The following is a 26,656-nucleotide window of genomic DNA, read 5'->3' on the forward strand; positions in this document are numbered from 1 at the left end:
GTGTCTGCAATTGTTTGGCAGAAATGTGCAAAGCTTTTGGAAGAAGAATATCCTCCCCCACAATTTAATACTTGGTTACGGCCTCTACAAGCTGAAATGCAAGAAAATTGTCTGATTCTTTTAGCGCCAAATAAGTTTGTAGTGGAGTGGGTAAGAAAGAATTTCTACACGCGTATTAAAGAGTTAGTACATCAATTTGGTGGTGAGCTTGTTTCTTCTGTGAGTATTGAGGTGGGAACTAAAGTAGTTCAGCCAGTTGTCTTAGATAAAACCGTTGCTGAGGCAAATGTAGTTAGTGCTAAGGTATCAACTAATAAAACTGCTGACTATAAAAATAGCTATTTAAATAAAAAATTCGTTTTTGATAGTTTTGTTGAAGGTAATTCTAACCAATTAGCACGTGCCGCCTCTTTACAAGTCGCTGAGCGGCCAGGTGATGCTTATAATCCTTTATTCATATACGGTGGTGTAGGTTTAGGTAAAACACATTTAATGCATGCTATTGGCAACGCAATACTAAAAAATAACCCTGAGGCTAAAGTACTTTATTTACACTCAGAAAGATTTGTTGCGGATATGGTCAAAGCCTTGCAAACTAATTCTATTAATGAATTTAAGCGTTTTTATCGCTCCCTTAATGCGTTATTAATTGACGATATTCAATTTTTTGCAGGTAAAGATCGGTCGCAAGAAGAGTTTTTTCATACATTTAATGCTCTATTAGAAGGCCAACAGCAAATTATTTTGACCAGTGATCGCTATCCTAAAGAAATCGAAGGTGTAGAAGAGCGCTTAAAATCTCGTTTTGGGTGGGGCTTAACTGTCGCTGTAGAGCCGCCTGAGCTAGAAACACGTGTAGCGATTCTTATTAGTAAAGCAGAACAATCAAATATTGAGTTACCTTATGAAGTAGCATTTTTTATTGCTAAACGTATTCGCTCTAATGTTCGAGAGTTAGAAGGTGCTTTAAGACGAGTAATTGCTAATGCCCATTTTACTGGCAAACCAATTACTATTGAATTTGTTCATGAGGCCTTACGAGATTTACTTGCTTTGCAAGACAAATTAGTCACTATAGAAAATATTCAAAAAACGGTGGCTGAATATTATAAAGTGAAAGTCGCTGATTTGCTGTCTAAGCGACGTAGTCGATCGATTGCCCGCCCTAGACAAATGGCAATGGCTTTAGCAAAAGATTTAACTAATCATAGCCTTCCTGAAATTGGCGATCATTTTGGTGGACGTGATCATACAACGGTTATTCATGCTTGCCGTAAGATTAAGGAATTAATACAGATTGAAAATGATTTCGCAGAAGATTTTAAGAATCTTATGCGTATTTTATCGTCTTAATTGAGAATTACTATGTTTGAAATTGCTATTCCTAAAAACGAATTGCTCCCACGTTTATTAATGGTTGCTGGCGCTGTCGATAAACGTCAATCGCTGGCTATTTTAGCCAATATTTTAATTACAATTAAGCAAAAGCGATTAGTATTAACCGCGACTGACTTAGAAATGGAAATATCAGCTTTTTTAAATTGCCATGATTGCCTTACTGAGGGTGAGATTACCGTCCCTGCTAAGAAATTTATTGATATTATTCGTTCCCTTGATGAGGAAGCAGTTCCTACTATTAAATTAGACGATAATGCAGTGCTTTTAAAGGCGGGCCGTAGTAAATTTAAACTTGCAACGCTGCCAGCAGAGCAATTTCCTAATAGCGACCAAGAGCAACCTGATATTGAGCTTTCTCTACCACGAGTAGAGCTTCTTTATTTATTACAATCTACTCATTTTGCTATGTCGCAACAAGATGTGCGCGTCTTTTTAAATGGTTTACTATTTGAGCTTGAAGGTAATACGATTACTACTGTTGCTACTGATGGTCATCGTATGGCTATTTGTAGGCGTTTATCTAATCAAGATTTACCAAGTCAACGTCTACTTATACCGCGCAAAGGTATTCAAGAAATGCTACGCTTACTTAACTCGGTGACTGATGAAACAATTAGTGTTATTGCGGGAAAAAACTACTTTTGTTTAATCACTCAAGATTATAAGTTCAATTCAAAATTGATTGAAGCGCGTTTTCCTCCGTATGCTCGAGCAATTCCTGCTAACAATGATAAATTTGTTTTAATTGAAAAAGATATTTTAAAACGTTCGTTGCAACGAATTATGATTTTAGCACATGAAAAATCTCGGGCTGTTTTACTTCATATTCAAGCTTCAGGAGTAACGTTAGTCGCTAATAATCAAGAAAAAGAAGAAGCAACGGAGTCATTAGAAGCTAATGTAGATGGCAATGAACTTAAAATAGGAATTAATGCCAGTTATCTTTTGGATGTTTTAAATATTTTACCAGGCAATCTTGTTCGCTTATCAATGTCAACTACCGATCGCAGTATATTAGTTGAATCGTTAGAGGATGAACAATATCAATATATTATTATGCCTATGAAATTATGAAGCTTAATGAGATACAAATAACTAATCTTCGTAATATTAGATCTGCGAAAACTACTCTTCATCCACATATCAATTTTATAACAGGCAATAATGGCAGCGGTAAAACCTCATTTCTTGAGGCAATTTACCTTCTTGCTAGCGGCCATTCTTTTAGAACGCGAGAGATTTCAGCATTAATTTCTCATAATCAGGAAAAATTAGTTGTTTTTGCCAATACGGTAAATGAACAATATGTCAGTATTCAAAAATCTATTAAATTACCCACTATTGCTCGTCTTAATGGCCAACCATGTTTAACGAGCAGTGAGTTAGCTTTTTTTTTGCCTTGCCAAGTAATTTATCAAGATATTTTTCAATTTATTGACGCAGGCCCGGTTGTAAGACGCGGTTTACTTGATTGGGGATTGTTTCACGTGGAACATTCCTATCATTCAATATGGAAAGATTATCGCCGTGCATTGAAACAGCGCAATGCCTTATTAAAGCAGCGGGTTCCAAACACACAATTGTTACCGTGGAACAAAATGCTTTCCTCTTTGGCGACAATGCTTGATGAATTACGTAGAGGGTACTTTTTGAAATTAGAACAGGCTTTTACAGAAATCTTGCCTAAGCTGATAGACGTCGAATGCTCACTGCACTATTACAAGGGTTGGGATAAACGTAATGAAGATAAAGACTTAGAAACCTTACTAAATGCCAATTATGAAATGGATTTAGCACGTACACATACACACTATGGGGCTCATCAAGCTGATCTAAGCGTTACTAGTAGTGATTTTAAAGTAAAGAATTTTCTCTCTCGTGGCCAACAGAAAATGATTTTGTTTGCTTTGAAGTTTGCGCAATCAACGTTACTTAAAGAGCCATGTATTTATCTAATTGATGATTTTACTTCCGAATTAGATAGTATCCATGTGCAGCGTCTATTAACTTATATTGCTGAAAGCAGCCATCAATTTATTATAACTCTACGTAAAGAGTTGCCGGTAAGTGATCAATTTATTTCTGCACATCATGTATATAGTATGCATCTAGGCCATATTACAGAGAAATTTTAGGTAGTCATTAATCAACGTAATTAAGCGAATATTGTTCTGTAAAATGCATAGTATTCTAAAGAAATTCAGTAAAGAATTAAGTTAAGGTAATTGATAGCTATGGTCTATACTGAATTAATTTTAAATAATGTTTCACGTGAAACATAGCCGCATGCTTAAATCAAATGGTTTATAGAATTAAAACAATCAATACAAATTTATGCCTTTCCTAGCCATTGATGGGCATTCGCAGGAATTGTTGTGAATTATTAGCAAGTGATATAAACCCTATACGATTAATGGTATAATTATTTTTTAGTAAACTGTATATTAGGTAAGAGGATACTCTTTATGGCTGTTGATGCTAGTTATGATTCGTCTAATATCAAAGTATTAAAAGGATTAGATGCAGTAAGAAAAAGACCTGGAATGTACATCGGTGACACAGATGATGGTACAGGCTTGCATCACATGGTTTTTGAGGTAGTTGATAACTCAATAGACGAAGCATTAGCAGGTTATTGTAAAGAAATTTATGTCACCATTCATGCAGATGAATCCATTACAGTCAAAGATGATGGCCGTGGTATTCCCGTTGATATTCACCAAGAAGAAGGGCGATCGGCTGCTGAAGTAATTATGACTGTCCTTCATGCAGGCGGTAAGTTTGATGATAATTCTTACAAGGTTTCAGGTGGTTTGCATGGTGTAGGTATTTCGGTTGTTAATGCCTTATCAGAAGAACTGCATTTAGTTATCCGACGCCATGATCAAGTACATGAGCAACATTACCGTCATGGTGTACCAGATGCACCCTTGACAGTAACAGGTACGGCTACCAGTACAGGTACCCAAGTTTGGTTTAAGCCTAGTGCCGAAACCTTTAGTAATATTGAATTTCATTATGATATTTTAGCTAAGCGCTTAAGGGAGCTGTCTTTTTTAAATTCCGGTGTCTGTATTCATTTATATGATGAACGTACCCAAAAGCGGGATACCTTTCGCTATGAAGGTGGAATAAAAGCGTTTGTTGAACACCTTAATCGTAATAAAACACCTATCATTCCTGTGGTTTTCTCATTCACATCCGAAAAAGAAGATGTGACGGTTGAGTTAGCTATGCAATGGAATGATTCGTTTCAAGAAAATATTTTTTGCTTTACTAATAACATACCTCAGCGCGATGGTGGAACTCACTTAGCAGGATTTCGCGCGGGCTTAACTCGTACATTGAATAATTACATTGAAAATGAGGGATTTGCTAAAAAGGCTAAAGTAACAACCATTGGTGATGATGCGCGTGAAGGCCTTACTGCGGTTTTGTCGGTTAAAGTGCCCGATCCTAAATTTTCTTCGCAAACAAAAGACAAACTTGTCTCATCAGAGGTGAAGTCAGCGGTTGAATCACTGGTCAGTGAAAAATTCCATGACTTTTTATTAGAGAATCCGGCTTTGGCGAAATCGATTGTCGGTAAAATGATTGATGCTGCGCGGGCACGGGAAGCGGCACGCCGTGCTCGAGATATGACCAGGCGTAAGGGCGCTTTAGACATAGCAGGCCTACCTGGTAAATTAGCTGATTGCCAGGAAAAAGACCCCGCCTTATCTGAGCTTTATATTGTAGAGGGAGATTCTGCAGGTGGTTCAGCTAAGCAAGGTCGTGATCGTAAATTTCAAGCCATTCTACCGCTTAAAGGTAAAATTCTTAATGTGGAAAAAGCTCGTTTTGATAAGATGCTTTCTTCACAAGAGGTAGCTACGCTAATAACTGCATTAGGCTGCGGCATTGGCCCTGATGAATATGATCCAGATAAAATTCGCTACCATCGTATAATTATCATGACCGACGCTGACGTTGATGGATCACATATCCGTACTCTGTTATTAACCTTTTTTTATCGTCAAACTCCTGAACTTGTTGAGCGCGGCTATATTTATATTGCCCAACCTCCTCTTTATAAAGTAAAACGAGGTAAGCATGAGCAGTATGTAAAAGATGATGAGGCCTTATTTGAGTATTTAACTCAAAGTGCCCTAGATAATGCTGAACTGTATCCTGCCAATGATGCGCCACCCATCTCGGCCAGGGCGTTAGAAGAATTAGTAAAACAGTTCAGGCAAACTGAAAGAATCACTAGACGTCTAGCCAAACGCTATAATGAAGAAGTGCTTAAGCAGTTAGCTTATTTACCTGTATTAAATTCTACCAATTTTACGGAGTTTGAGACTATTACGACTTGGTCTAATCAATTAGAGCAGAGTTTACAAGATATACGTAATAAGTCAGTACAATACCGTGTGGAGGTTATTCAGCAAGCTGAGCAAAGCCTCTATATGCCCCGAGTCGTGACTACGCAACATGGTATGGAAAGCTTTTCGACACTAAATGTAGAGTTTTTTGCCTCTAAAGATTATAAAGAATTAGTTCAGTTAGGTTCAAAATTAGCGAATTTAATTGAAGAAGGTGCCTATGTAAAACGAGGTGAAAAGGTTCATTCAATTGTGCAGTTTGAACAGGCACTGTTATGGTTAATGGAAGAAGCAAAACGCGGGCAATCTATTCAACGTTATAAAGGTCTGGGTGAAATGAATCCTGAGCAACTTTGGGAGACGACCATGGATCCTAATGTGAGGCGGATGTTACAAGTTAGCATTGAAGATGTAATTGTTGCTGATGAAATGTTTACAACGCTCATGGGAGATAATGTTGAGCCACGCCGTGACTTTATCGAAAGTAATGCCTTAGAAGCAGAAAATATAGATGTTTAGTTCACTACCAAAAAAAAAGCCGCATCCTTGCGGCAAAGCACATCCTGTGCTGGTCCCTTGTCTGTTGACTTCCTGTCAGACTATTCCATGTCATCCTTTATTGACAAGTATATGTATTCTTTAAAATTTAACCTAAAGTTAATTGCGGTTTAAATTGTAAGAAATATCTCAAAAAGAAGAGGGCTAAGGCGGGGTTAACAAATTAGTACGATTTAGGTACACAAAATAACCTGCTTAGAAGCCTTTACGAAGGCAATCTAGCCTGCAATGATAAATTACTGCAATTTCTTGGAATAACGCGCATGCCCATGCAACTTTTGCGCTGGTTTTTTTACAATTCCAGATAGTTAGTTGAAAAAAGAAGAGCTTATGCTAAAAATAATTATTATTTTTAGCGCAAATTTACCTACGCTACTCGTCAAACCAATACCTGGCTAAGGGAGTATGACGGTAATGGTTAAGATAGCTCTGGAAAAATTTATTTGCTTTTTCTTTTTGGTTAGTTTTTAACAGGCTACAAAGAAAAGTTTGAGTGTAAATTTCATTTTGAGCATCACTACCACCTAATTGAAAGCAATTCTCTATAACAGGCTCCATTAAATCACAAGCACGCTGATACTGACCTTGCGCAAAAGCGTTAATACCTTGACATAAGGGAAGAGCAAGAGTCTGCCATAAATATTGTTTATAGGGTGAAGTTAGGCTTGCAGCATAATGCGCCATTGCCTGCAATGATTCTTCAGCTAAATCGGTGTGGCCAGCTCGAGTAAGGCAATAGATGAAATGTGCATTATTAAAAGCAATATAATGCTCCATAGGATGTAAACCTAAGTAAGGTATAATTTTAGTAAAGTAATGATCTTGTGGAAGCCCTGCTAAATCCATACGCCAGAGTAATGAAATAGCATCTAATTGCTCTAATACCGTATCAGGCATCGTGCCAAAAATTTTAGGAAAAAGATTTAAAACGGCTTTTTCATTCCGGTTGGCGACATAAAAGAGGGCAAGGTGCCAAGTATTATGACCTCTTAACAGAGGCAGAACATCATTCCAGGATGATACTAAACGTTGTAGGCAATCTATACCCCCTTGGATATCATTTTCTAAAAGATAAGCATGAGCTAGTGTGTGATGTGCCCAGGGGACTGCTTCTTTTGTTATTTTGAGTGCTTGGTTAGCAATTGTTTTAGCTTCGCTATAATGACCGCATAACTCATGGGCAAAAGAATAGCTTGCTAAAAAAGCGGGATCATGTTGATTCTGCCTCACACATTTTTCACAAAGCGCTAAAAAGTATTTATTTTGATAAGATTGTCCCGTGCAGTAGAAAAGCCATTCAGCAAATTTTAAAGCTAAAATATCTTGCGGGAAAAGTTCAAGAATACTGGTAAACAACGTAATCGCACACTCATAGTCTAAATGAGCCCATGCATAAACAGCATAAAATGTTAGCTTTTCTCGTAAATTTGAGGTGCGTAGCGCCTTTTCTGCATGTTGTAACAGCTCTATAGCCAGGGTTGTAGCAGCATCTTCTTGAGCATACAAATAAAAAGCAGCTGCATACGTTTGTAAAAGTAAATTATCAGGCTCATTATTCGCTGCTTGCAGAATGCTAATAGCATTATTGCCTGAATTTAACATTTCATCATAAAAGTGATTAATACTATCAATCACCTGCTGTGAATCAGTGGTAACTACTAAATCTCTTTGTGTTTTCATAGGGCTTACTTAAATTTAGGCACATAAAGAAATCATAGCAGATGTAAATTAATTACTAAGAAAGGAGGTAATTGTTTTAGGTGAAAACGTGGTAATTTTAGCGTTATTTTGCGATAATACATATTGTATTAGTACTTAATTTTAGCGTTTAATTCAAACTTCAATTCTTTATACTAGCCGGTGTCCAAAGTAATAAACAATTTAAATGATAAGGAGACGCTTGTGCTTAATTGTAAGGGATTAATAAAAGTAATTATGAGTGCTAACTGACCTTTAAATTTTAGATAGTGTGTCTTTATATGATGATATCCAATATTGAGCAAAAATCTCTTACCGACTTTACCGAAAAAGCATATCTTGATTATTCAATGTATGTGATTTTAGATAGAGCCTTACCTCATATTGCTGACGGTTTAAAACCGGTACAACGACGTATTGTCTACGCGATGTCAGAGCTTGGCCTTAAGGCAACTGCAAAGTATAAAAAATCAGCTCGCACCGTGGGAGATGTATTGGGTAAATTTCATCCGCACGGTGATTCAGCCTGTTATGAAGCCATGGTATTAATGGCCCAACCCTTTTCTTATCGCTACCCTTTTGTTGATGGTCAAGGAAACTGGGGGTCGCCTGATGATCCTAAATCCTTTGCAGCAATGCGCTATACTGAGGCAAAATTGTCAAACTATGCTGAGTTACTTTTGTCAGAACTACAGCAAGGAACAGTTGATTGGGTCGATAATTTTGATGGGACTTTGCATGAGCCTTCTTTATTACCAGCGCGATTGCCAAATGTCTTATTAAATGGCGCAACAGGTATCGCTGTAGGGATGTCAGCTGACATTTTGCCACATAATTTAACTGAGGTGGCAAATGCTTGTGTTCATCTATTAGAGCACCCAAATGCAAGCTTAGACACGATTTGCAAGCACATTAAAGCCCCTGATTTTCCGACACAAGCTGAAATTATTACACCTAAAGCACAAATTCGTACGATGTACCAAACGGGCATAGGTTCAATTAAGATGCGTGCAGTTTATAAAATTGAACATCATCAAGTTGTTATTACAGCACTACCTTATCAGGTTTCAGGCGCGAAAGTAATAGAGCAAATTGCTGCTCAAATGCAGCAAAAGAAATTGCCTATGGTTGAAGATTTACGAGATGAATCTGATCATGAGCATCCTACTCGTTTAGTTATCCTACCTAAATCAAATCGAATAGATGTTGAAAGCTTAATGTCACACCTTTTTGCAACCACCGATTTAGAGCGTAGCTATCGGGTTAATTTTAATATGATTGGTTTAGATGGTAAACCTAAGGTAAAAGGTTTATTGACCATTTTAACGGAGTGGCTAAGTTTTAGATTAACTACCGTTGAGAAAAGATTACGTTATCGCTTAAATAAACTATTAGAGCGCATCCATGTCCTTGAAGGTTTACTTATTGCTTTTCTTAATATAGATGAGGTCATTGAAATAATTCGTGAAGAGGAAAATCCCAAACAAGGATTAATAAAAAAATTCAATTTAAGCGAGAAGCAAGCCGAAGCTATTCTTGAAATAAAATTACGTCACTTAGCTAAGCTTGAGGAAATAAAATTGCGGGCTGAATTAGATGAGTTATCGACAGAACGTAATACTATCGAAGCTATTTTAGAAGATGAATCAGCGTTAAGACAGTTAGTTAAAAATGAAATTATTGCTGATCGTAATAAATACGGCGATAAGCGAAAATCGGCTTTAATTGAACGCAGTGAATCACAAGCCCTTAAAGAAACAGATATCTTACCTAATGAACCTATTACTGTGGTTTTATCTCAGAAAGGATGGATTCGCGCAGCCAAAGGTCATGATGTTAAAGGGGATGATTTAAGTTATAAGGCCAATGATGCCTTTAAAGCGCAAGCAAATGCGCGTAGTAATCAACAAATTGTCTTTTTTGATAGTGAAGGAAAAGTCTATACGCTACCAGCGCATGTATTGCCTTCTGCTAGGGGCCAAGGTGAGCCATTAACTGGCAAGTTAAATCCTGCTGATGGCGCTACATTTGAGGCCGTTATTGCAGGCGAGCCTGACGATTATTTTTTAATTGCAAGTGATGCGGGCTATGGCTTCATTACGCAATTAAGTGATTTATATGTTAAAAACCGTAATGGGAAAGCTTGTATTAAATTGACTGAGCATAGTTTGGTTTTAACGCCACGTTTAGCAAATCAACGTGAAACATTAAGCATTGCTTGTGTGACCAATACCGGCCGGCTGTTAGTATTTTCAGCAGAAGAATTACCTCTATTGAGTAAAGGCAAAGGGGTAAAATTAATTAATATTCCAAGTGCAAAAGCTGACGTGCGGGAAGAGTACTTAATCGATGTACAAATTTTAAATAAAAATGATTTCTTAACAGTTCATGCCGGAAAACGCCACTACACACTTAAGCCTACTGATCTAGAACACTATCGTGGTGAGCGGGCAAGACGTGGTCATTGCCTACCTCGAGGTTTACAGAATGTAACTGCCTTGCGGGTTATTACTTCTGATGCGCAATAAAATTGCAGGAAGTTGTCAATTACATGCTAAGGGATAGAGGTACAAATAATTAAGCCATTAGTTATAAAAGGATTGACTGTTAATGAGTAGACTTTACAATTCCTGCAACTGAAACCTTGTAGGGATTGTAAGTGGGACAACAAAAATTCTTAGCCAGGCTTAATAAGCGCCTGATCCTAACAGATAAAGCGCGTTATAAGCGTGAACCGTATCAATCCTATATGACAGGGCCTGAATGGGGGAATGTAGAATTAGCAGAAGATTTTGCTAAATTTCTCCGTGAAAGTAATTCGATGTTTCAATTCCCTTATTTTAGACGCATAGTCGATTTATGGGGGATTTTTAAGAACTCCTATCAGGCTGCACGTAAATACAATAGCTTTTGGCAAATTGCTACCTCTGAATACATGTTAATGGATGTCTTTGTTTGTTTTTTTACCACCATTGAATTGTTGCCTAAAGGAATTTTATCTTTATTAGTTAGGCCGTTTCTAAAAAAGGAAAACCCTACTGAGTTTCAAACACACCTGGCTGCTTTCTTCACGCGCTATGCCAATGACTTACAAACTATTCCATTTTATGATCAAAATTATGCAAAAGCGCGTCACGATTTAGCAAAACACTACCAGCATTCTCCTGATAAATCATGGATTGATTGGATAAGTTTTAAATTTGTCTCCATGGAGTTATGGGCAAGGCATTGGATCTCTAAGCCTTTGCATCATTGGTTTCATCAAGAAACAAATCTGGTAGAAGCAACGACAGATATAGTGGTTAAATTCAATACGCCTCATATTAGCTCTGCTGCTGCGACACATGCTTTTACAACTAAGCTTGCAAGGCTAGATCCAAGTATTAAAGCAGACATTGTAAACGATCAAATTTATACAAAAAAATATAAGTCAGATTACACATCTGTTTACGCGCGTTTAAGAGTATCACGCTACAGTGCTTTTAAGCCTGCCCTACATGCTTTAAATGAACAAGGAATTTATTTAAGAAAAATTGCTGGTCAAGATCAGGTGCAAGTGAAGTGCGAAATAAATACGGTTAATGAAAGGACAGTTAAATTAATACAAAATAAATTAGAACAAATTGAGGGCGTCTCATCTGTAGGTGATTATGGGGATAGACTTCGTCGCAACCGTCGTATTTGTTTGTTTGATGTACCTGTTAAAAATCTCGCTGATAAATTAACTGAATTTGAAAATATAGAAGATGTACAAGTGAAGTTTATTCATAATTTTTAAAGAGATTAATATGTCATTTTTTAAGAAAATAAAAGCAGGTTTACCCGCATTAGGTAAATTCAATGCCATTCCTGCTGGGATAATTGATAGAGCCTATTTAGAAGAGCCGAAAGGGTTTTTAAGTCATTTTGTGCGCTTTTTAAAAATTCGCCTAATTTATGCAGCGTTATTTATTCCGCTAAGTGTGATTGATTTAGTGGTATCAGGGCTCTTGGCTACACGTTATGCATTAGGAACGTTTTTCATATCAGATGATTTACAAGATAGCCGTTTAACACAGCAAAAAAAATATACCTCAATATTTAGTAAAAATTTATATTCTTTATTTGCCTCCCTCGTTGGTTTGGTTTTTCCTAAATTAGTTGCATTTTACTTTACTCCCGATAAAAGCACGACCACGGGCGTGGAAGCAGGCGGTAGTTATTATAAAGCTAACGAGGCTGAACTTAGGCAGCCTGAGACAGTTGAAGAACTGCAAGCTATTATCCTTAATGCCGCAGCAACAAATACTACGATTATTCCCAAAGGCGCAGGACGTAGTCAAGGTAGGCAATTTATACCGGAGCAAGGTAAATCAGGACTTGTTATTGATTTAAGTAAATTTAACAGCGTAGAAATTCACACAACTGAAAAGATTGCCTATGTTGGTGCTGGCGCACGTTGGATAGATGTACAAAAAGAAGCAGATAAACATAAGTTGGCCCTAGATGTGATGCAAGCATCTAATGTGTTTTCTGCTGCAGGTTCCGTAGGCACTAATATTCATGGCTGGTCACATAAATCAGGTTTGCTTTCTAATACTATTTTAGAAATGGAGATTATTAATGCAAAAGGTGAGCTTGAAACAGTTAAACCTGACCATCCTTTATTTAGTTTAATTGCAGGCGGATTAGGGCTTTTTGGTGTCATTACGCGTATTAAATTACAATTAGTGGACAATGAATTACTAACTGAAAAAAGCGTTGAAGTTCACTTAAAAGAGTACACAAATTATTTTTACCATACTGTTTTACCTGAAGAAAAAACAAGGATGCATTTATATCGCTTATCCTTAGATCCTAAAAACTTATTAAGTTCAGGGGTTGCAGTTAATTATAATAAAGATGGCGATAGCCCGCCTGTTCAGACAATACCTAACTTAGTAGAAGAGAATGATGGAGGCACGCGTTTTAACCGAATATTGATTAACTTAGCGCGCCGTATTGGTTGGATTAGGAAAAAATATTGGGAAGGGGAGCGTTCACGTCTGCTTGCTAATAATTCACCGGCATTAACTAGAAATGCGATTATGCAACCGCCTATTAATGCTCTATTTAATCCGTCAGTGAGTGAAGCGGAATGGTTGCAAGAATACTTTGTGCCGCCTGAGCAATTAGCTGATTTCCTTGCTGCATTAGGGCAGTTGTTAATGGAAAATAAAGTTAATTTAATAAATGCTTCTGTTCGTTTTGTTAAGCAACACGACAAATCACCCTTATCTGTGGCACCTGATAGTGATCGCTTTGCTGTGGTACTTTGCTGGAATCAGTCTCTTCAGCTTGCTAAGACAGTTAAGGTTAAAAAATGGATACGTGAGGCGCAAGAACTAACCGTAAAACATGGTGGTGCTTACTATTTGCCCTATCAACATGTTTCTGCACCTGAAACATTTCACAGAGCCTATCCTAAAGCACCTGAGGTTTTGCAACTAAAGACAGCCATTGATCCCCAAAACCGCTTTTCTAGTGGTTTTTATGAAAAGTATATAGCTATAAAACCTAAACAACCTGATCACTTTAGAGCAATTGTAGCCTCTGAAGAAACTAAAAAAGAATTTGCAGGTTTCCTTGAGAATGTTTTACAACGGGTAGAAACAAATAAGCTTTATGCGCTTTTAGAAGATATATTAACTTACAATGACACGCATGATGAAATTTATGAGGAATTATGCCGTCGCTTACCAGAAATTATGCCCTCAGTCTTTGGAACAGGCCGCCGTATTTTAAATTCTTTAACTAGTATCAAAAAAGATTTGACTGAACAAGCTGTTCATCTTTTAGAAGATAGAAAAACAATCAATGGGCTCGTTGAGATAGGTTATCCGGGACGTTTTGTAAAAGGATTTAAAGATAATTTTAAAGTAAATGGGCCTGTTATTGCGGTGTATGAGCAGCAATCAGTAACCGATTACATTCAGACTGGTTTTCCAAGGCCTTATGATCAGTTTGCAAAACTTGATTATAAGGCCCCTAACCTTGCTAAATTGCCCAATAAAAGTGCTGATGTGATTACTTGTTATGTTGGGCTACATCACTTTCCTCAAGATAAACTAGCTTCTTTTTTAAAAGATGTAAGACGAGTTTTACGTGATGGTGGCCATTTCTTATTAGTTGATCATGATGTAATTGATGAAAAATCCCTACATATGGCTCATATGGCACATAGTATTTTTAATGCTGTGAACGGTGTTAGTTTAGCAGAGGAACAGCAAGAAATTAGAAATTTTAGGCCAATGTCATATTGGCAAACATTATTAGCACAATATGGGTTAGGCTATGCTGTAGAGGGGCCAGAAGTTCCTTTAATTAGGGCAGGCGATCCAAGTCGAAATCGTATGGTCAGCTTTGTAAAAACAGCACCTGTGTTAGCAGTTCAATTGGTAGAGCGAGAGGAGAAAGAGGAAGCTGAGGAAAGCACGGCGGGATTAAATCCCAGGGTACAAACTGAACCTGCTCAAATTGGTGCATGGCGAGAGAAGAAAACGTTACCAAAAGTTGCTTCGTGGTCACAATTTAGTGTTCATAATTCTCAGTTACAGGATTCAGATTTAGGGTTAAAGCGCTCAAAGTCAACTAATGACATGCAAGCAACCTGTTCAATGTAATAAATTAAGGCGCTGAAACTTGATACAAGAAATGTTAATGGGTAATTAGTCTTCTAACATCTTTATTAATAACTCTTTTTTTGCTGCTGATAAAGATGTTAAAGATAAGCTTTGTAGAGATAAAAGTTTATAAAGAGGTAACGTTGATAAATTTTCTTGTGCTTTTAAATGCTTGGCAATTGTCATGATATCACCTCTGACTAAAGGGCCGGTAAGGGCTGCTGATAGATCAGTAGTATGTTTGATATTATCAAGGCTAGTTTGTATTAAGCGAGTCGTTATCTGTTTGGCGTCTTGCTCTTTTATCCCTGCAGCCATAAAAAGTTCAATGGCTTGTGTTGCTAGTGTGACTAAATGGTTGGCGGCAAGAACAGCTGCAGCATGATAAATAGCTTTTTTATGAGGATTAATAGCAACTAAATTTGCCCCCAAGGGGTTAAAAAGGGTGGCTAAAACGTTTAAAGCGTATTCATCGCCTTCTATTGCGCAATCACACGCGCTAAATGCAGCTGGGTCAAGTAGTGTTTTTCTAAACGCTTTTAAAGGATGAAAATTAGCAATAAAACACCCTAGTTCTTGTAAAGGCCTTAAGATATCTGAGCTTAATACACCACTGCAATGAACGATAATGCTGCCAGGTAACACTAATTTTTTATCGGCAAGTTCTAAAGCGATTTGTGCAATGATGTCATCAGGTGTGGTAATAAAGATTAAATCTGCTGGTGGTAAATCTGTTAAACAGGCTATAGCATGTCCTGCCTTAATTGCTAAGCACGCTTGTTTAGCATTTATAAATTGCTTACTTACAATCGCTTGTAGAGAAGCTTGCCCTGTTTTAATCAAGCTAATTGCCAGATTTTGGCCTAAACGGCCAGCGCCAATTACATTAAAACGGAAAGTGTGCATTAACTAAATGCTACCTTACTATGTAAAATTTAAGTGACTAGATGTTAGCATAAATTGACAAAGCGCTTATTAAAAATCAATTAATTTACTACACTCTCGGACTGGTCACTTAAAAATCAGTATCAATAAAGTTTTAATTCTACTAAAACCCTGTTCCAAAGTATTTAGCCCGTGTTTACTTTGTCTTTAAGGCTTTATTCCGCCAGCAATAAGAAATTAGCAAGAATTACTAACAGGCATCTTTAAATCTTGATAAAAGTAGAGAAATAGTGGCATTATTAATCCCAGTAAAGAGGGGCAGATTTTTTAAAAGCTATAAGTACAATAGAAGTAAAATCTTATAAACTAAAAGCTCGCCTTAAGCAAAAAATCACCGAACTTAGCTACGATATACATGAACAGCTCACTAATTTCACTTATTAGTAACAGCTAATATGGCAAATGTTTATCATATTTCTGTTTAAGAGGTTTCTTTTAAGCGAACTGCCCTAGGAGAATCAATAAGGATGTTAGGTATTGAGATTATGGGTCAATTTAAGCAGGTTATAATAGTTAATAACTTATTTGTTTTATCTTTAATTTCAAGTATGGCTCAATAAAACTGTTTATACAGGTTAAAAATTTGTCATCATTTATAGAAAATGATGCTAATATTTTATTAGAGTTGGCTGTGTTTAAAGTGTTAATTTTTAAACAAATTTATTTTAAATTAAACATTGGCGATCAGCGAATGAGCAGTATGTTGTTAATTATTTTTAAGTTAAAGCATTTTTGTTATTAGAAATACTATTGAACAAATCTGCATTTTCTGCTTAATATGAATATTCTGCTGATACCAGAAGATAAGGAAATAAAGCCATGCCTCTGCCAAGTAAGGCTTTACGATATGACGATTTAATTCTGAAAAGCGCCGGAGAAGTAGTACCTACCTCAGGGCATGAAGTTTTCAAGGTTGAATTTTTCGACGCAGCTGGTGAAAAAAAATTAGGATTTTATAAACCACTCTCATCGACATACCCTCGTATTTTAGCTGAATACTCAGTTGCTACCAGTGTTTTTATGGGGACTCTATTAGATAGAGTGGCTGAGGAGCGTTTGGTACTCAATGAACACGATGAAGTAATTGGTAGTGTATCTATCGCTATTCCAAATTTTAAACCTCTACAGCAGTGGACTGAGCCAACACCTGCCGACCCCCATGAAAGAGAACGCGTTTGCCCTAGTGTAGAAACGTTACTTTACGATAACTTTGCTGAATTATTATTGATGTTATTGTTAATTGGCGAAGATGATGGGCATCCTGGTAATGTCTCTGCTATGGGGCTGATTGATGGTGATATGCGCTTATACTATGTTACGCATATCATGAAAGGTGGCCGCTTAAGTGATCTTTTGAAAGATGCGCCGGAAATATTAATGCGTTTAAGAGGGAGTCTTTTTGATAACTTCCCTAATTCATTACCAGCAACACATTCCCCAGCGCATACGATTCCTTCCAATGGCAATGTCGCTAAAATTTATAAAAATTACGCTGAATTTCAAAAGTTAGCAGCAAATCCTTCGCTATTGACTAAAGATGGACCTGTTTCATTTCAAGATCAGCTGTTTCATGCCTTATTAAAGCAATTGATTATTTTTGATCCTCAATTATTGCGTGCACGACTTGAACATTATTTTGGTGATAGAAAATTTGATTATTCATGTCTAGATGAACAACAAAGAGCCGAATTGAAGAGGGTACACCCTACTTTTTTTCAGCCAGAATTTGAACAAAATGAAACGTTTGTTGATCATATTATGAAAGTTTTTTACGATAGATATCAACAATTATATCGAGCTGCAGTTTTTTACCCCGGATGTCCAAAAAATGACAGCGGTGTGGCTGTTGTTGCCTTTAATGATTACTTACGAAATAAGCCGTCTGCGGTGCAGCAAATTATAGCGCAAGCAGAAGAAAAAAATAGCAGAATGGACAAGGCTTGGAAGTATAAGAAAGAAACTCATAGCGCTAGTAATAATAGCTCTAACAATGAAAGCTTTATTCACATAGAGAAGCCGTCGATAGAGATTGATAAATTTTTATTTGATCCATCAGCGCGGTTTGATCCTGTCAAAATAAAGCAACGATATCACCAAGTTTGGCGTGATTCACTTATTTTCTTAATCAAAGACAGCCTATCGCATGCAAAACGGCTAGCTAAAGAGCTAGTAGATGAGCTACGTATCACGCCTATTGTCTCATCGCAAGTAGAAAAGCCAGTACTCACAACAGATGACGCAGAATTAACAAAAGCACTTCAGCTTTTAGATAGTGACTTAGATAGTGAATCAATTTCAATTGACTGTGACAAAAACAATAGTCTCTTGCTAGGTGTGAAAGATTTAATTAAATTTAGAGATGCTTTAAAGTCGGCTGCATTTAATTATTATAATTTAGAAATCCATGAGCTAACAGTTGAAAAAAACCAAGAATTTTGCCGGTTAGTTTCAGATGCCATACTTAATTATGAGAGCAATATCTATACTCATTTATCTGGCACGCAGTGGTCTAAAAAATTTGGCGAGCTTATGAATAAGATCTTAAACTTCTATGGCAATTTTAATTTTCAGAGACATTTAAGTTCGCCAGACTCACCTATTGAAACGAAAGATAAATACAATTATGCGCAGCTCTTAAAGATTCCACATACAAATCCAGAGGTAAGATCAGAAGCTATCAAGGCCTTATTTGATTGGGTTAATAAGCTAAATAAAGATACGTTTAATGGAATAATCTCGACTATTATTGCTGAGTATTATTCCCCAAGCTCATTAAACCCGCTTGCCAGTCGTCATCGAGAGGAACCGGTGACTCAATACTTAAAAGTCAGTAAGGAAGATAACGCTAATAAATTGGCATATATTCTAAGTACAGGGGGGCATAGTAGTACTTCCTTAAATACACAGTTAATAAAATATTTAATGAAATTATTTGTCTCCAAGACTATTCAGTCCTATACCGTTGGTGGTATTGAGGATAAAACAATTGGTGCTATCGATGTTAATTTAAGTAGTGTTGAATATGCCTGTGAACAGGGTAAGTTTAATGAAAATGAATATACTTTACATGCTATTCAATATGCGAAAACCGATCCTCGGTTTACCCATTTATATTCTACGAGTTCACTAGCACGCTTTAATCAATGGATGTATAAATGGGTTGCAGGCTTAGTGAGCTCGGATTTTGAAAGTATAATTAGGCAGGCGCTAACACAATATGAGCCTTACGCTTGGAATTGGTTTAGTAAAAAAGGCCGTGGTGACGAAGTAAGAACTGTTCTAAAGAACAAGTCTCTCTCAAATGCAGGCTTACTTGCTTATATATTTTCTCGCGGTGAAACCAACGATAGCTCATTTAATAGTAAGTTATTTAGTTTACTATTAAATAGGATGCAAATGGCTATCGCAATGAGTAGCGAGCCTGAACCTGATGCTCAACTTGTTTTGAAAGTAGCAATGGCTCCAGAACATATACAATACTATTTAAAATCGTTAGCCGATTATGCAAAGGGTCAATCTTATGAAGAGCGCCCTGCTATAACAGGGCACACAGAAAAGACTGATTCACTGTCCCTTGCGGTTTGATAAAGGTATAGATTCTAAACATGATCTATCTTTAATAATAGACTTAATTAAGTAGTCAATGTCTTTAGTCAGTTCTTGTAAGGCGTTAAGATCATGTTTAGTAGGCTTTAATTTAGCTTGTAATGTTTGTAGCTCATCATCGTAAAGCTCAATATGCCCTTGCCAATCAGTAGGTGCGGTTAATGCCGCATGTGTTGCAACAGACAATTTATCAGCAGCATGCGCTAACGAGAGCGTAAAATCTTCTTTATTAACTTCTTCCTCATTCGTCTCATTTTCCTGTTGATGCAGCTTATCATAAATTATTTTTATTACTAAAAAGCAAGTTGGTAGTAAAAGAATAAAGCCGGCTATCCAAATAACGGTGTTATCATTTTGACTGGCTATGACAGGAGTAGTTGGCTCGTTAGAAGATATTAAAGGTCGATAAGGTCTAATGGGCGCTGGGCACATTTGGGGCGTTGAATTTAAGGTTAAAGGTAATATTTGCTGGGATAAAGGTTGTGGCTTAGGGTGTTTTGCTGGCTTAAATAAACTATTATGGGCATGGGCGGTACGTGCAGGTTTTTTTACTTTTTCTACGTTTACACGCTTGGCACTAGGAAGCGTGTCTTTGGCTTCAATAAGCTTCTCTTCTACGGGCGCTATGGATTTGGGCATTACTGGCAAACCTTGGACAATACGCTGTTGATTAACCCAAGCGTGCATAGAATCCATAAGTTGCTCAGTTAACTGCTTAACATTGGTCACTAACTGCAATTGGTCATTATAATTACTATGCTGGTTTAGATGGTTAACAACTTGATTAACTTGCTCAAGTAATTCGTTACTAGCTTGGTGTAAATCACTAGGAGACGTCGCAAAACGAGCCAAGTTATCTTGATTTAAAATAAAATTATCAATAGTCGTTTGTCGTTTTTTGACGACTTTATCCCACCAAGTTAAATCTTGTTTATCTTGAATAAATTGATGATAAGCGCGGGTATTTGCATCTAAAATAAGCAAAATATTTTTTTCTGAGTGCTGAATGAATTGCTCAATACTTTGTAATAAATGTTGCATCTCTTCGCGAAATTGCAATAACGTGAATACCTCACCTGCTTGATCAAAAACTTGTAAAAGCCTATCTAAAATTGTTTGAAAACGTACTATTTCTTGTAAGTCCGTAATACTCTGACCATAAGCTGTTTTGACTGATGCTGGGAGTGAATGAATAAGTTTAAAATCAGGACAATTTTCTAACATTTGCTCATCAAGAGTGACTGGTAAAAGGGTTGGTTGTATTGCAAAATCGGTAATTGCATCATTTGAAACCATTGCGCACGCTTTGGCGGCTAATGTTGGAAACGCGGCTTTGGCGTCTAACGCTTGCTCATCATTTTTAAATTGCTCCCAGTATGGGTGTGGGTTAACTGGATCTTTTGCTAAGGCAAAATGCAATATAGTATGTCGTAATTCTGCAACTTTATTAAGTTGTTGCTTGACAGAATAAAGACGTTTTTTTAACTGTTGGGTTAACAGCGTATGAATAATTTCAGCTTCTACATTCATTTCAATACCATACCGGCAATCTGCTAAAAATAAGCGATCACTGCCATAGGTAGGTGGTATATGGATTTCTATAGCGCGCAAGTAGTGGCGCAATAATTGTAATTGCTGGGCAACATAGGTAGGATTTTCAATCACAGCAAGGCGTTTTAACATCTGCGCAACATCAAGCAGCACGTAATTCATGGGTTGATTAAAATATTCAGCTGATAACTGACTATTACGAATTAGTAAATAATCACCAATATGACGCATGAGAGTACTTAGCCCTGGCCAATTTAAACGCTGGCTTTCAATTAAGCTAATATGAAAATCATCCAAGCTAAGTTCATGCCGTGGACGATATTCATTATTTAAAAACCAAGCATTTTCGTTTTCATTAATAAAGGCAACGTCGTTATTTTCAGAAAACCAGCTGTCACTGGTTTGTAATAATTCTTGATCAAGTCCGCTAGCTGCTCGTGCAGTAAGAATACGCTGCCTAAACTGTAATTCAGTTTGCAGATAGCAATTTTCACGATGCAGGGGCCAGCCAAAAAGACCAAATCGTGATTGAGCTGGCATTGGGCGGTATGTTAACTTATGATGTCCCTCACGCATAAAAACCTCCTGTTAATATTAATTGGGCATATAATTTCCTTTAAACAAAATCAGTTAAGACAGTTTACTAAATGAGTAATGAGAGTAATTCGTTATCTGCTTTTCATTTGTAAAAGCGGGACAATAAGCTGGCTCAATCAAGCGATTGATATTCTTGATGAAGCTTATTATTGAGTTTCTTAAGTTTTTTAGTCTATTATTAATTAGCCATATATTGCTGCCATTGTAAATATTTAATCTTAGAAACTTCGTATGAGTGGCTGCAATGCATGAAACATGACAAGGAGACTTTTTTCGGGTTATGATGCGTTACACTTTTATTGATGTTAATTATGTTTACTGATTACCTAAAAACTTTACCGCAGTATCTTACGCCAAAACATACCTTAACTAATTTTGCAGGCTTGCTTGCGGCAGTTAAAGTCCCTATGATTAAAAATCATTTAATACGTCGTTTTGTAAAAAAATATGACGTAATAATGAGTGATGCCTGTGAAGAAAATCCACTGAATTACGCCTGCTTTAATGACTTCTTTATTAGACAATTAAAGCCAGGTAAAAGGCCTTTAGCAGCGGCAGATATCGTGTCGCCTGTTGATGGAGTAATAAGTGAATTAGGGGAAATTAAAAAAGGCCAGATTCTGCAGGCCAAAGGCCGCTATTATACCGTTGAAGAGTTTTTAGCATGCGATAAACAATTAAGCGACCAATTTATTTCTGGGCGGTTTGCGACTTTGTACTTGTCGCCTAAAGATTATCATCGCGTGCATATGCCAATGACTGCAACGTTGCGCCATATGGTTTACCTACCAGGAAAATTATTTTCAGTCCAACCAACAACTGCTCGTGTTGTGCGTAAGTTATTTGCCCGTAATGAGCGATTAGTTGCCTTTTATGATACTGAGGCAGGTCTTATGGCCATGGTACTCGTTGGGGCAACGATTGTCGGAGCAATTGGTACAAGTTGGTTAGGTGACCTTCAGCGTGCTAAAAAACAGCAGTATTTTAGTTATCTTGATAAACCTAAAGTCTTACATCAAGGTGACGAAATGGGTTACTTTAAGCTAGGATCAACCGTGGTATTGCTTTTTGCTAATGGCCAACAAGTCCACTGGCTTGACGGTTTAAAGGCAGGTGACACGATTCAATACGGACAAGCATTAGGTAAGATAATCACAGCTTAAATAACTATTGTCGTAGCCTGTTTGCAAAGCAAACAGGCTACTTATGGCACAACTTATTTAGATAAGTAAATAATTTATGGTACCGAGAAGAGGACTCGAACCTCCACGGAGTTGCCCCCACTAGCACCTGAAGCTAGCGTGTCTACCAATTCCACCACCTCGGCATTATTTGGCGTACGTTACTGAAGAACAGTTAAACTGTCAACCGTTATCATACTCTTTCTTAAAAAGTATAGTTATAAATAAGTAGCTCATTTATATTAACCATTAAATCAGCTATTTTTTGTAGCGAATTTATATTAATTACCGTTGGAATAATAAGTTATGATATTGCTTGATCTACTTAGCAAAGGGGTTGATACTTATTTTGCTTGCAAACCACAACCTAAACCGTCCACAGAGGCCATCAATAAAGCGCGGCTAATTGCGCATCGCGGTGCCCATAATAATCAAAATGCTTGCTTAGAAAATACGGATGCTGCTTTTGCGAAGGCGTTAGCACTGGGCTGTTGGGGTATTGAGCTTGATGTACGTGCGACCTCTGATCAAATTATTGTTGTTAACCATGATCCAACCTTAAAAAGATTATGGAAAAAAAATTTAACAATTAGTGCACTTACACATAAACAGCTATGTCAAGAAGCACCCTTATTGCCAAGTCTTGCCGAAATCGTAGAACGTTACGGTAAGAAAATGCATTTATTCATTGAAATCAAAGCGCCTTTCTCTCAAGTGGACGCATTAATTGAAATTTTAAAACCGCTTACTCCTGGTCAAGATTACCACTTGCTTTCCTTAAGCGAATCGTTATTTCAGTTAATACAAACACATTTTCCTAGGGAATCTCTATTATTAGTGCCTTTGTATCATAATGTTCCCCATTTTTGTAAAGTAAGTATAGAGAAAAGCTACGGTGGTGTTTTAGCTCATTATCTATTATTAAAAGCGCATCACATTCACAATTTACGTAAAGCTCGGCAAAAAGTAGGTGTTGGTTTTATTGATTCTAAAAATTGCTTATACCGCGAGTTAAATCGCGGCATTGAGTGGATTTTTAGTAATAACGTTGAACAGGTAAGTGGCTATTTACGTGATTTACAGACAAATTAATACTATTGATACTTAGCTTAAGTTTATAGAAGTTGAGCTTTAGCTCAACCTTTATAAACTAGCTTAAAATCAATACTAATTAACGCGGCGCAATCATATCTTTGGGGTTAACATACTCTTTAAATTGCTCAGCAGTTAAGAAGCCTAGCTTTATGGCCGCTTCTTGTAAGGAAATGTTTTCATGATGAGCTGTTTTAGCGATTGTTGCTGCTTTGTCATAGCCAATATGTTGATTTAATGCAGTGACTAACATTAACGAATGCTGCAGGTAATAATCAATTTGTTCTCGATGAGCGGCTAAGCCTTCTACACAAAATTCTCTAAATGAGTGGCAAGTATCTACCAAAAGATTTACAGAGTGTAAAAAGTTAAAAATAATAACCGGCTTAAACACATTCAGTTCAAAGTTTCCTTGGCTGCCAGCAATACCAACTGTTGTATCATTCCCCAGTACTTGCGTACAAACCATGGTCATGGCTTCGCATTGAGTTGGATTAACTTTACCTGGCATAATAGAAGAGCCGGGTTCATTCTCAGGTAAAATTAATTCCCCAATGCCGCAACGTGGGCCAGAACCAAGCCAGCGTACATCATTAGCAATTTTCATTAAAGCGCAAGCTAGCGTTTTTAAGGTACCATGTGCCATGACTAAAGGCTCATGTGATGCTAACGCTGCAAATTTGTTAGGGGCTGAAATAAAGGGTAAGCCCGTAATTGTGGCAATGTGTTGTGCTACTTTAGTAGCAAACTGAGGATGAGTATTTAGCCCTGTTCCTACGGCTGTACCACCTATCGCTAATTCAAACAATTGTGGTATAACATTTTCAATCCAATGCAGGCATGCGTCAAGTTGAGCAACATAACCAGAAAATTCTTGCCCAAGCGTAAGTGGCACGGCATCTTGCAAATGTGTACGCCCAATTTTGACAATGTCTTTAAATTCATCTTGTTTGGCCGCTAATGCATCACGTAGGCGACGAACTTCCGGTATTAAATGATTATGAACAGCCAACGCCGCGGCTATGTGCATTGCCGTAGGGAACGTATCATTAGATGACTGCGACATATTAACCATGTCATTGGGATGAATAGGTGTTTTACTACCTAACGTACCTCCAGCCAATTCAATGGCTCGATTGGCGATAACCTCATTGACATTCATATTTGATTGCGTACCACTACCGGTCTGCCAAACATGTAACGGAAAATGATCGTCTAATAAGCCTTTATGGACTTCTTCAGCTGCTTGGATAATTAGTTTAGCTCTGTCTTCAGGTAGTTTCCCTAACTCAACGTTAGTAAGGGCCGCTGCTTTTTTTAAAATGCCGAATGCATGGATTACCTCAATAGGCATAAGATCACGGCCAATATTAAAATGGTGTAAAGAGCGCTCAGTTTGCGCACCCCAATAACGATCAGCTGCAACAGCAATCTCGCCCATACTATCGGATTCTAAACGGGTTGTGCTCATGTAATTAATTCTCCAGTATAACGCATTGACTCTTTACCATTTAAGCTTTTAGTTTCACAGCCATTTAAGGAATGAAGCGAGCTCACGGTAATAGGTCATGTTCAATTTGTCAACTATATATTTTAAACTATAAATTTATGATAAAAGAATAACTAGCTTACCTTAACAAACTTAACTGATTACAACGAAAATTAAAGTAGATTAATTGTTATCTAGTATTCAGGTAACATAAGCACAATACTCTATTTAAATAGGTCAAGTAGTGAGAGAAGTACGTATCTATCAGCCAGGCTATTATCAAGTAGGTCAATTAATAGAATTAAGTAGCGAGGCAGGGCAGCATGTTGGTGTTGTTTTACGAATGCAGCCAGGTCAGCATTTAACCTTATTTTGCGGTGATAATCAGGAATTCAATGCTGAAATTATCAGTGTGGCTAAAAAAAAAGTATGGGTAAAAATTCTAACGTGCCATGAAGTAAATCGAGAATCGCCCTGCTCAATTCACTTAGCCCAAGCAATTTCAAAGGGCGAGCGGATGGAGATGGTGGTACAAAAAGCTGTCGAGCTGGGTGTCGCTAGCATTACACCGCTTATAACTGAGCGCTGTGCCGTAAAATTAGATGCTGCCCGGCTTGAGAAAAAACGCCTACAGTGGCAGGCAATTGCGATAGCTGCTTGTGAACAATCTGGCCGCAACAAAATTCCCCCTATTTTGCCAATCATTTCATTAAAGCAGTATTTAGATAACCCTCTACCTGCTTTAAAGCTTGTTTTATCCCCAACTGGTAAAAAAACACTGAGTCGTTTTGATCAAAAATTAGCTGAAATAGGATTAGTTATTGGCCCTGAAGGCGGGTTAAGTTTGGATGAATTAGATTGCCTCGATGCACAGCAATTTTTACCCTTAAGTCTCGGGCCGCGTATTCTTCGTACCGAAACTGCCGCAATAGTTGCACTAAGTGTGTTGCAAGCGATTTGTGGTGATCTATAATGTTCTACAGCAACTTTAATTTAGTGAGGTTTTCATAATGAGCAATACCATCAAGACTATTACTGACACAAATTTTGAAGAAGAAGTGCTTAAATCAAGCAAGCCTGTATTAGTTGATTTTTGGGCAGAATGGTGTGGTCCTTGTCGTGCATTAACACCAATTTTAGAGGAAGTCGCCGCAAATCATAGTGAAAATATCACGTTTGCTAAGCTTAACATCGATGACAACCCAAGAATACCGTCACAATATGGCGTGATGAGTATCCCTACACTTATTCTCTTTAAAAATGGCCAAGTTGAAGCGATCAAAATGGGATTATTGTCTAAATCTCAATTAAGTGCTTTTATTGAAAGCAATAGTTAATTCACCTATTCTAGGAAAATCTCCCTGTTAAATAAGCAGGGAGATTTTTTATTCAATTTAATCATTTGCAGCTGCCTTCTTAGTGTTATCAATTTACATACTTACCTAGTCTCGAACATGCTCCTTTTAAAATTAAAATGATTTAAAATTAATGCCCTTGTGTAAGTAAAAACTAATTTTTAATTGACGAAAACTAGAC

General features: G+C 37.2%; 16 protein-coding genes and 1 tRNA gene. 12 read left to right on the top strand and 5 right to left on the bottom strand.

Going from position 1 to position 26,656, the window contains the following annotated elements:
* The 4 genes from dnaA to gyrB all read left to right on the top strand — a co-directional run.
* Positions 1–1,353, top strand: a 1,353-nt coding sequence (gene dnaA / locus DYE47_RS00005) for a chromosomal replication initiator protein DnaA (protein WP_425324451.1), incomplete at its 5' end; no start/stop codon positions are given.
* A gap of 12 nt (positions 1,354–1,365) precedes the next feature.
* Positions 1,366–2,472: a DNA polymerase III subunit beta gene (gene dnaN / locus DYE47_RS00010; RefSeq protein WP_115301309.1), complete on the top strand. Its 1,107-nt coding sequence runs from the start codon at positions 1,366–1,368 to the stop codon at positions 2,470–2,472.
* Positions 2,469–3,533, top strand: a complete 1,065-nt coding sequence (gene recF, locus DYE47_RS00015; RefSeq protein ID WP_115301310.1) for a DNA replication/repair protein RecF — start codon at positions 2,469–2,471, stop codon at positions 3,531–3,533. The genes dnaN and recF overlap by 4 nt, the downstream gene beginning before the upstream one ends.
* Before the next feature lie 330 nt (positions 3,534–3,863).
* Positions 3,864–6,281, top strand: a complete 2,418-nt coding sequence (gene gyrB / locus DYE47_RS00020; protein WP_115301311.1) for a DNA topoisomerase (ATP-hydrolyzing) subunit B — start codon at positions 3,864–3,866, stop codon at positions 6,279–6,281.
* A gap of 411 nt (positions 6,282–6,692) precedes the next feature.
* On the opposite strand, the gene DYE47_RS00025 is transcribed toward gyrB, so the two are convergent.
* Entirely contained in the window at positions 6,693–8,000 is a 1,308-nt protein-coding gene (locus tag DYE47_RS00025; protein ID WP_115301312.1) for a tetratricopeptide repeat protein, read from the bottom strand.
* 299 nt (positions 8,001–8,299) lie between these two features.
* Here DYE47_RS00025 and parC point away from each other — a divergent pair, with 299 nt between their 5' ends.
* The 3 genes from parC (at position 8,300) to DYE47_RS00040 (ending at position 14,659) form a co-directional block, all read left to right on the top strand.
* Positions 8,300–10,546 carry a DNA topoisomerase IV subunit A gene (gene parC, locus DYE47_RS00030; protein WP_423202362.1) on the top strand — a complete coding sequence of 749 codons (2,247 nt, stop codon included), beginning with the start codon at positions 8,300–8,302 and terminating at the stop codon, positions 10,544–10,546.
* Positions 10,547–10,677: 131 nt separating this feature from the next.
* On the top strand, positions 10,678–11,796 hold the full coding sequence (locus tag DYE47_RS00035) for a hypothetical protein (protein WP_115301313.1): 1,119 nt from the start codon (positions 10,678–10,680) through the stop codon (positions 11,794–11,796).
* A gap of 10 nt (positions 11,797–11,806) precedes the next feature.
* A complete protein-coding gene (locus tag DYE47_RS00040; protein ID WP_115301314.1) occupies positions 11,807–14,659 on the top strand; it encodes an FAD-binding protein in 2,853 nt (950 codons plus the stop codon).
* A 45-nt stretch (positions 14,660–14,704) separates the two neighbouring features.
* On the opposite strand, the gene DYE47_RS00045 is transcribed toward DYE47_RS00040, so the two are convergent.
* Entirely contained in the window at positions 14,705–15,565 is an 861-nt protein-coding gene (locus DYE47_RS00045) for a Rossmann-like and DUF2520 domain-containing protein (protein ID WP_115301315.1), read from the bottom strand.
* An 858-nt stretch (positions 15,566–16,423) separates the two neighbouring features.
* Here DYE47_RS00045 and DYE47_RS00050 point away from each other — a divergent pair.
* Complete coding sequence (locus tag DYE47_RS00050) at positions 16,424–19,189, top strand: hypothetical protein (protein ID WP_115301316.1); 2,766 nt, start codon at positions 16,424–16,426, stop codon at positions 19,187–19,189.
* On the opposite strand, the gene DYE47_RS00055 is transcribed toward DYE47_RS00050, so the two are convergent.
* A complete protein-coding gene (locus DYE47_RS00055) occupies positions 19,169–21,337 on the bottom strand; it encodes a hypothetical protein (protein ID WP_115301317.1) in 2,169 nt (722 codons plus the stop codon). The two genes, DYE47_RS00050 and DYE47_RS00055, sit on opposite strands and share 21 nt — an antisense overlap.
* A 332-nt stretch (positions 21,338–21,669) precedes the next feature.
* Between DYE47_RS00055 and asd the strand changes: the two genes are divergently transcribed.
* Complete coding sequence (gene asd, locus DYE47_RS00060) at positions 21,670–22,521, top strand: archaetidylserine decarboxylase (protein ID WP_115303965.1); 852 nt, start codon at positions 21,670–21,672, stop codon at positions 22,519–22,521.
* A 77-nt stretch (positions 22,522–22,598) separates the two neighbouring features.
* Here the strand turns inward: asd and DYE47_RS00065 are convergent.
* Positions 22,599–22,685 (bottom strand) — tRNA-Leu (locus tag DYE47_RS00065).
* A 160-nt stretch (positions 22,686–22,845) separates the two neighbouring features.
* Here DYE47_RS00065 and DYE47_RS00070 point away from each other — a divergent pair.
* Entirely contained in the window at positions 22,846–23,631 is a 786-nt protein-coding gene (locus tag DYE47_RS00070; protein WP_341273387.1) for a glycerophosphodiester phosphodiesterase, read from the top strand.
* A gap of 79 nt (positions 23,632–23,710) precedes the next feature.
* Here the strand turns inward: DYE47_RS00070 and fumC are convergent, their stop codons facing one another.
* Complete coding sequence (fumC, locus tag DYE47_RS00075) at positions 23,711–25,102, bottom strand: class II fumarate hydratase (protein ID WP_115301318.1); 1,392 nt, start codon at positions 25,100–25,102, stop codon at positions 23,711–23,713.
* A gap of 262 nt (positions 25,103–25,364) precedes the next feature.
* Here fumC and DYE47_RS00080 point away from each other — a divergent pair, with 262 nt between their 5' ends.
* Both DYE47_RS00080 and trxA read left to right on the top strand, forming a co-directional pair.
* Positions 25,365–26,093 carry a 16S rRNA (uracil(1498)-N(3))-methyltransferase gene (locus DYE47_RS00080; RefSeq protein ID WP_115301319.1) on the top strand — a complete coding sequence of 243 codons (729 nt, stop codon included), beginning with the start codon at positions 25,365–25,367 and terminating at the stop codon, positions 26,091–26,093.
* A gap of 37 nt (positions 26,094–26,130) precedes the next feature.
* Entirely contained in the window at positions 26,131–26,457 is a 327-nt protein-coding gene (gene trxA / locus DYE47_RS00085) for a thioredoxin (protein WP_115301320.1), read from the top strand.
* Positions 26,458–26,656: the final 199 nt, after the last annotated feature.

This window comes from Legionella beliardensis (assembly GCF_900452395.1).
In the GTDB taxonomy this organism is placed as follows: Bacteria; Pseudomonadota; Gammaproteobacteria; order Legionellales; family Legionellaceae; genus Legionella_C; species Legionella_C beliardensis.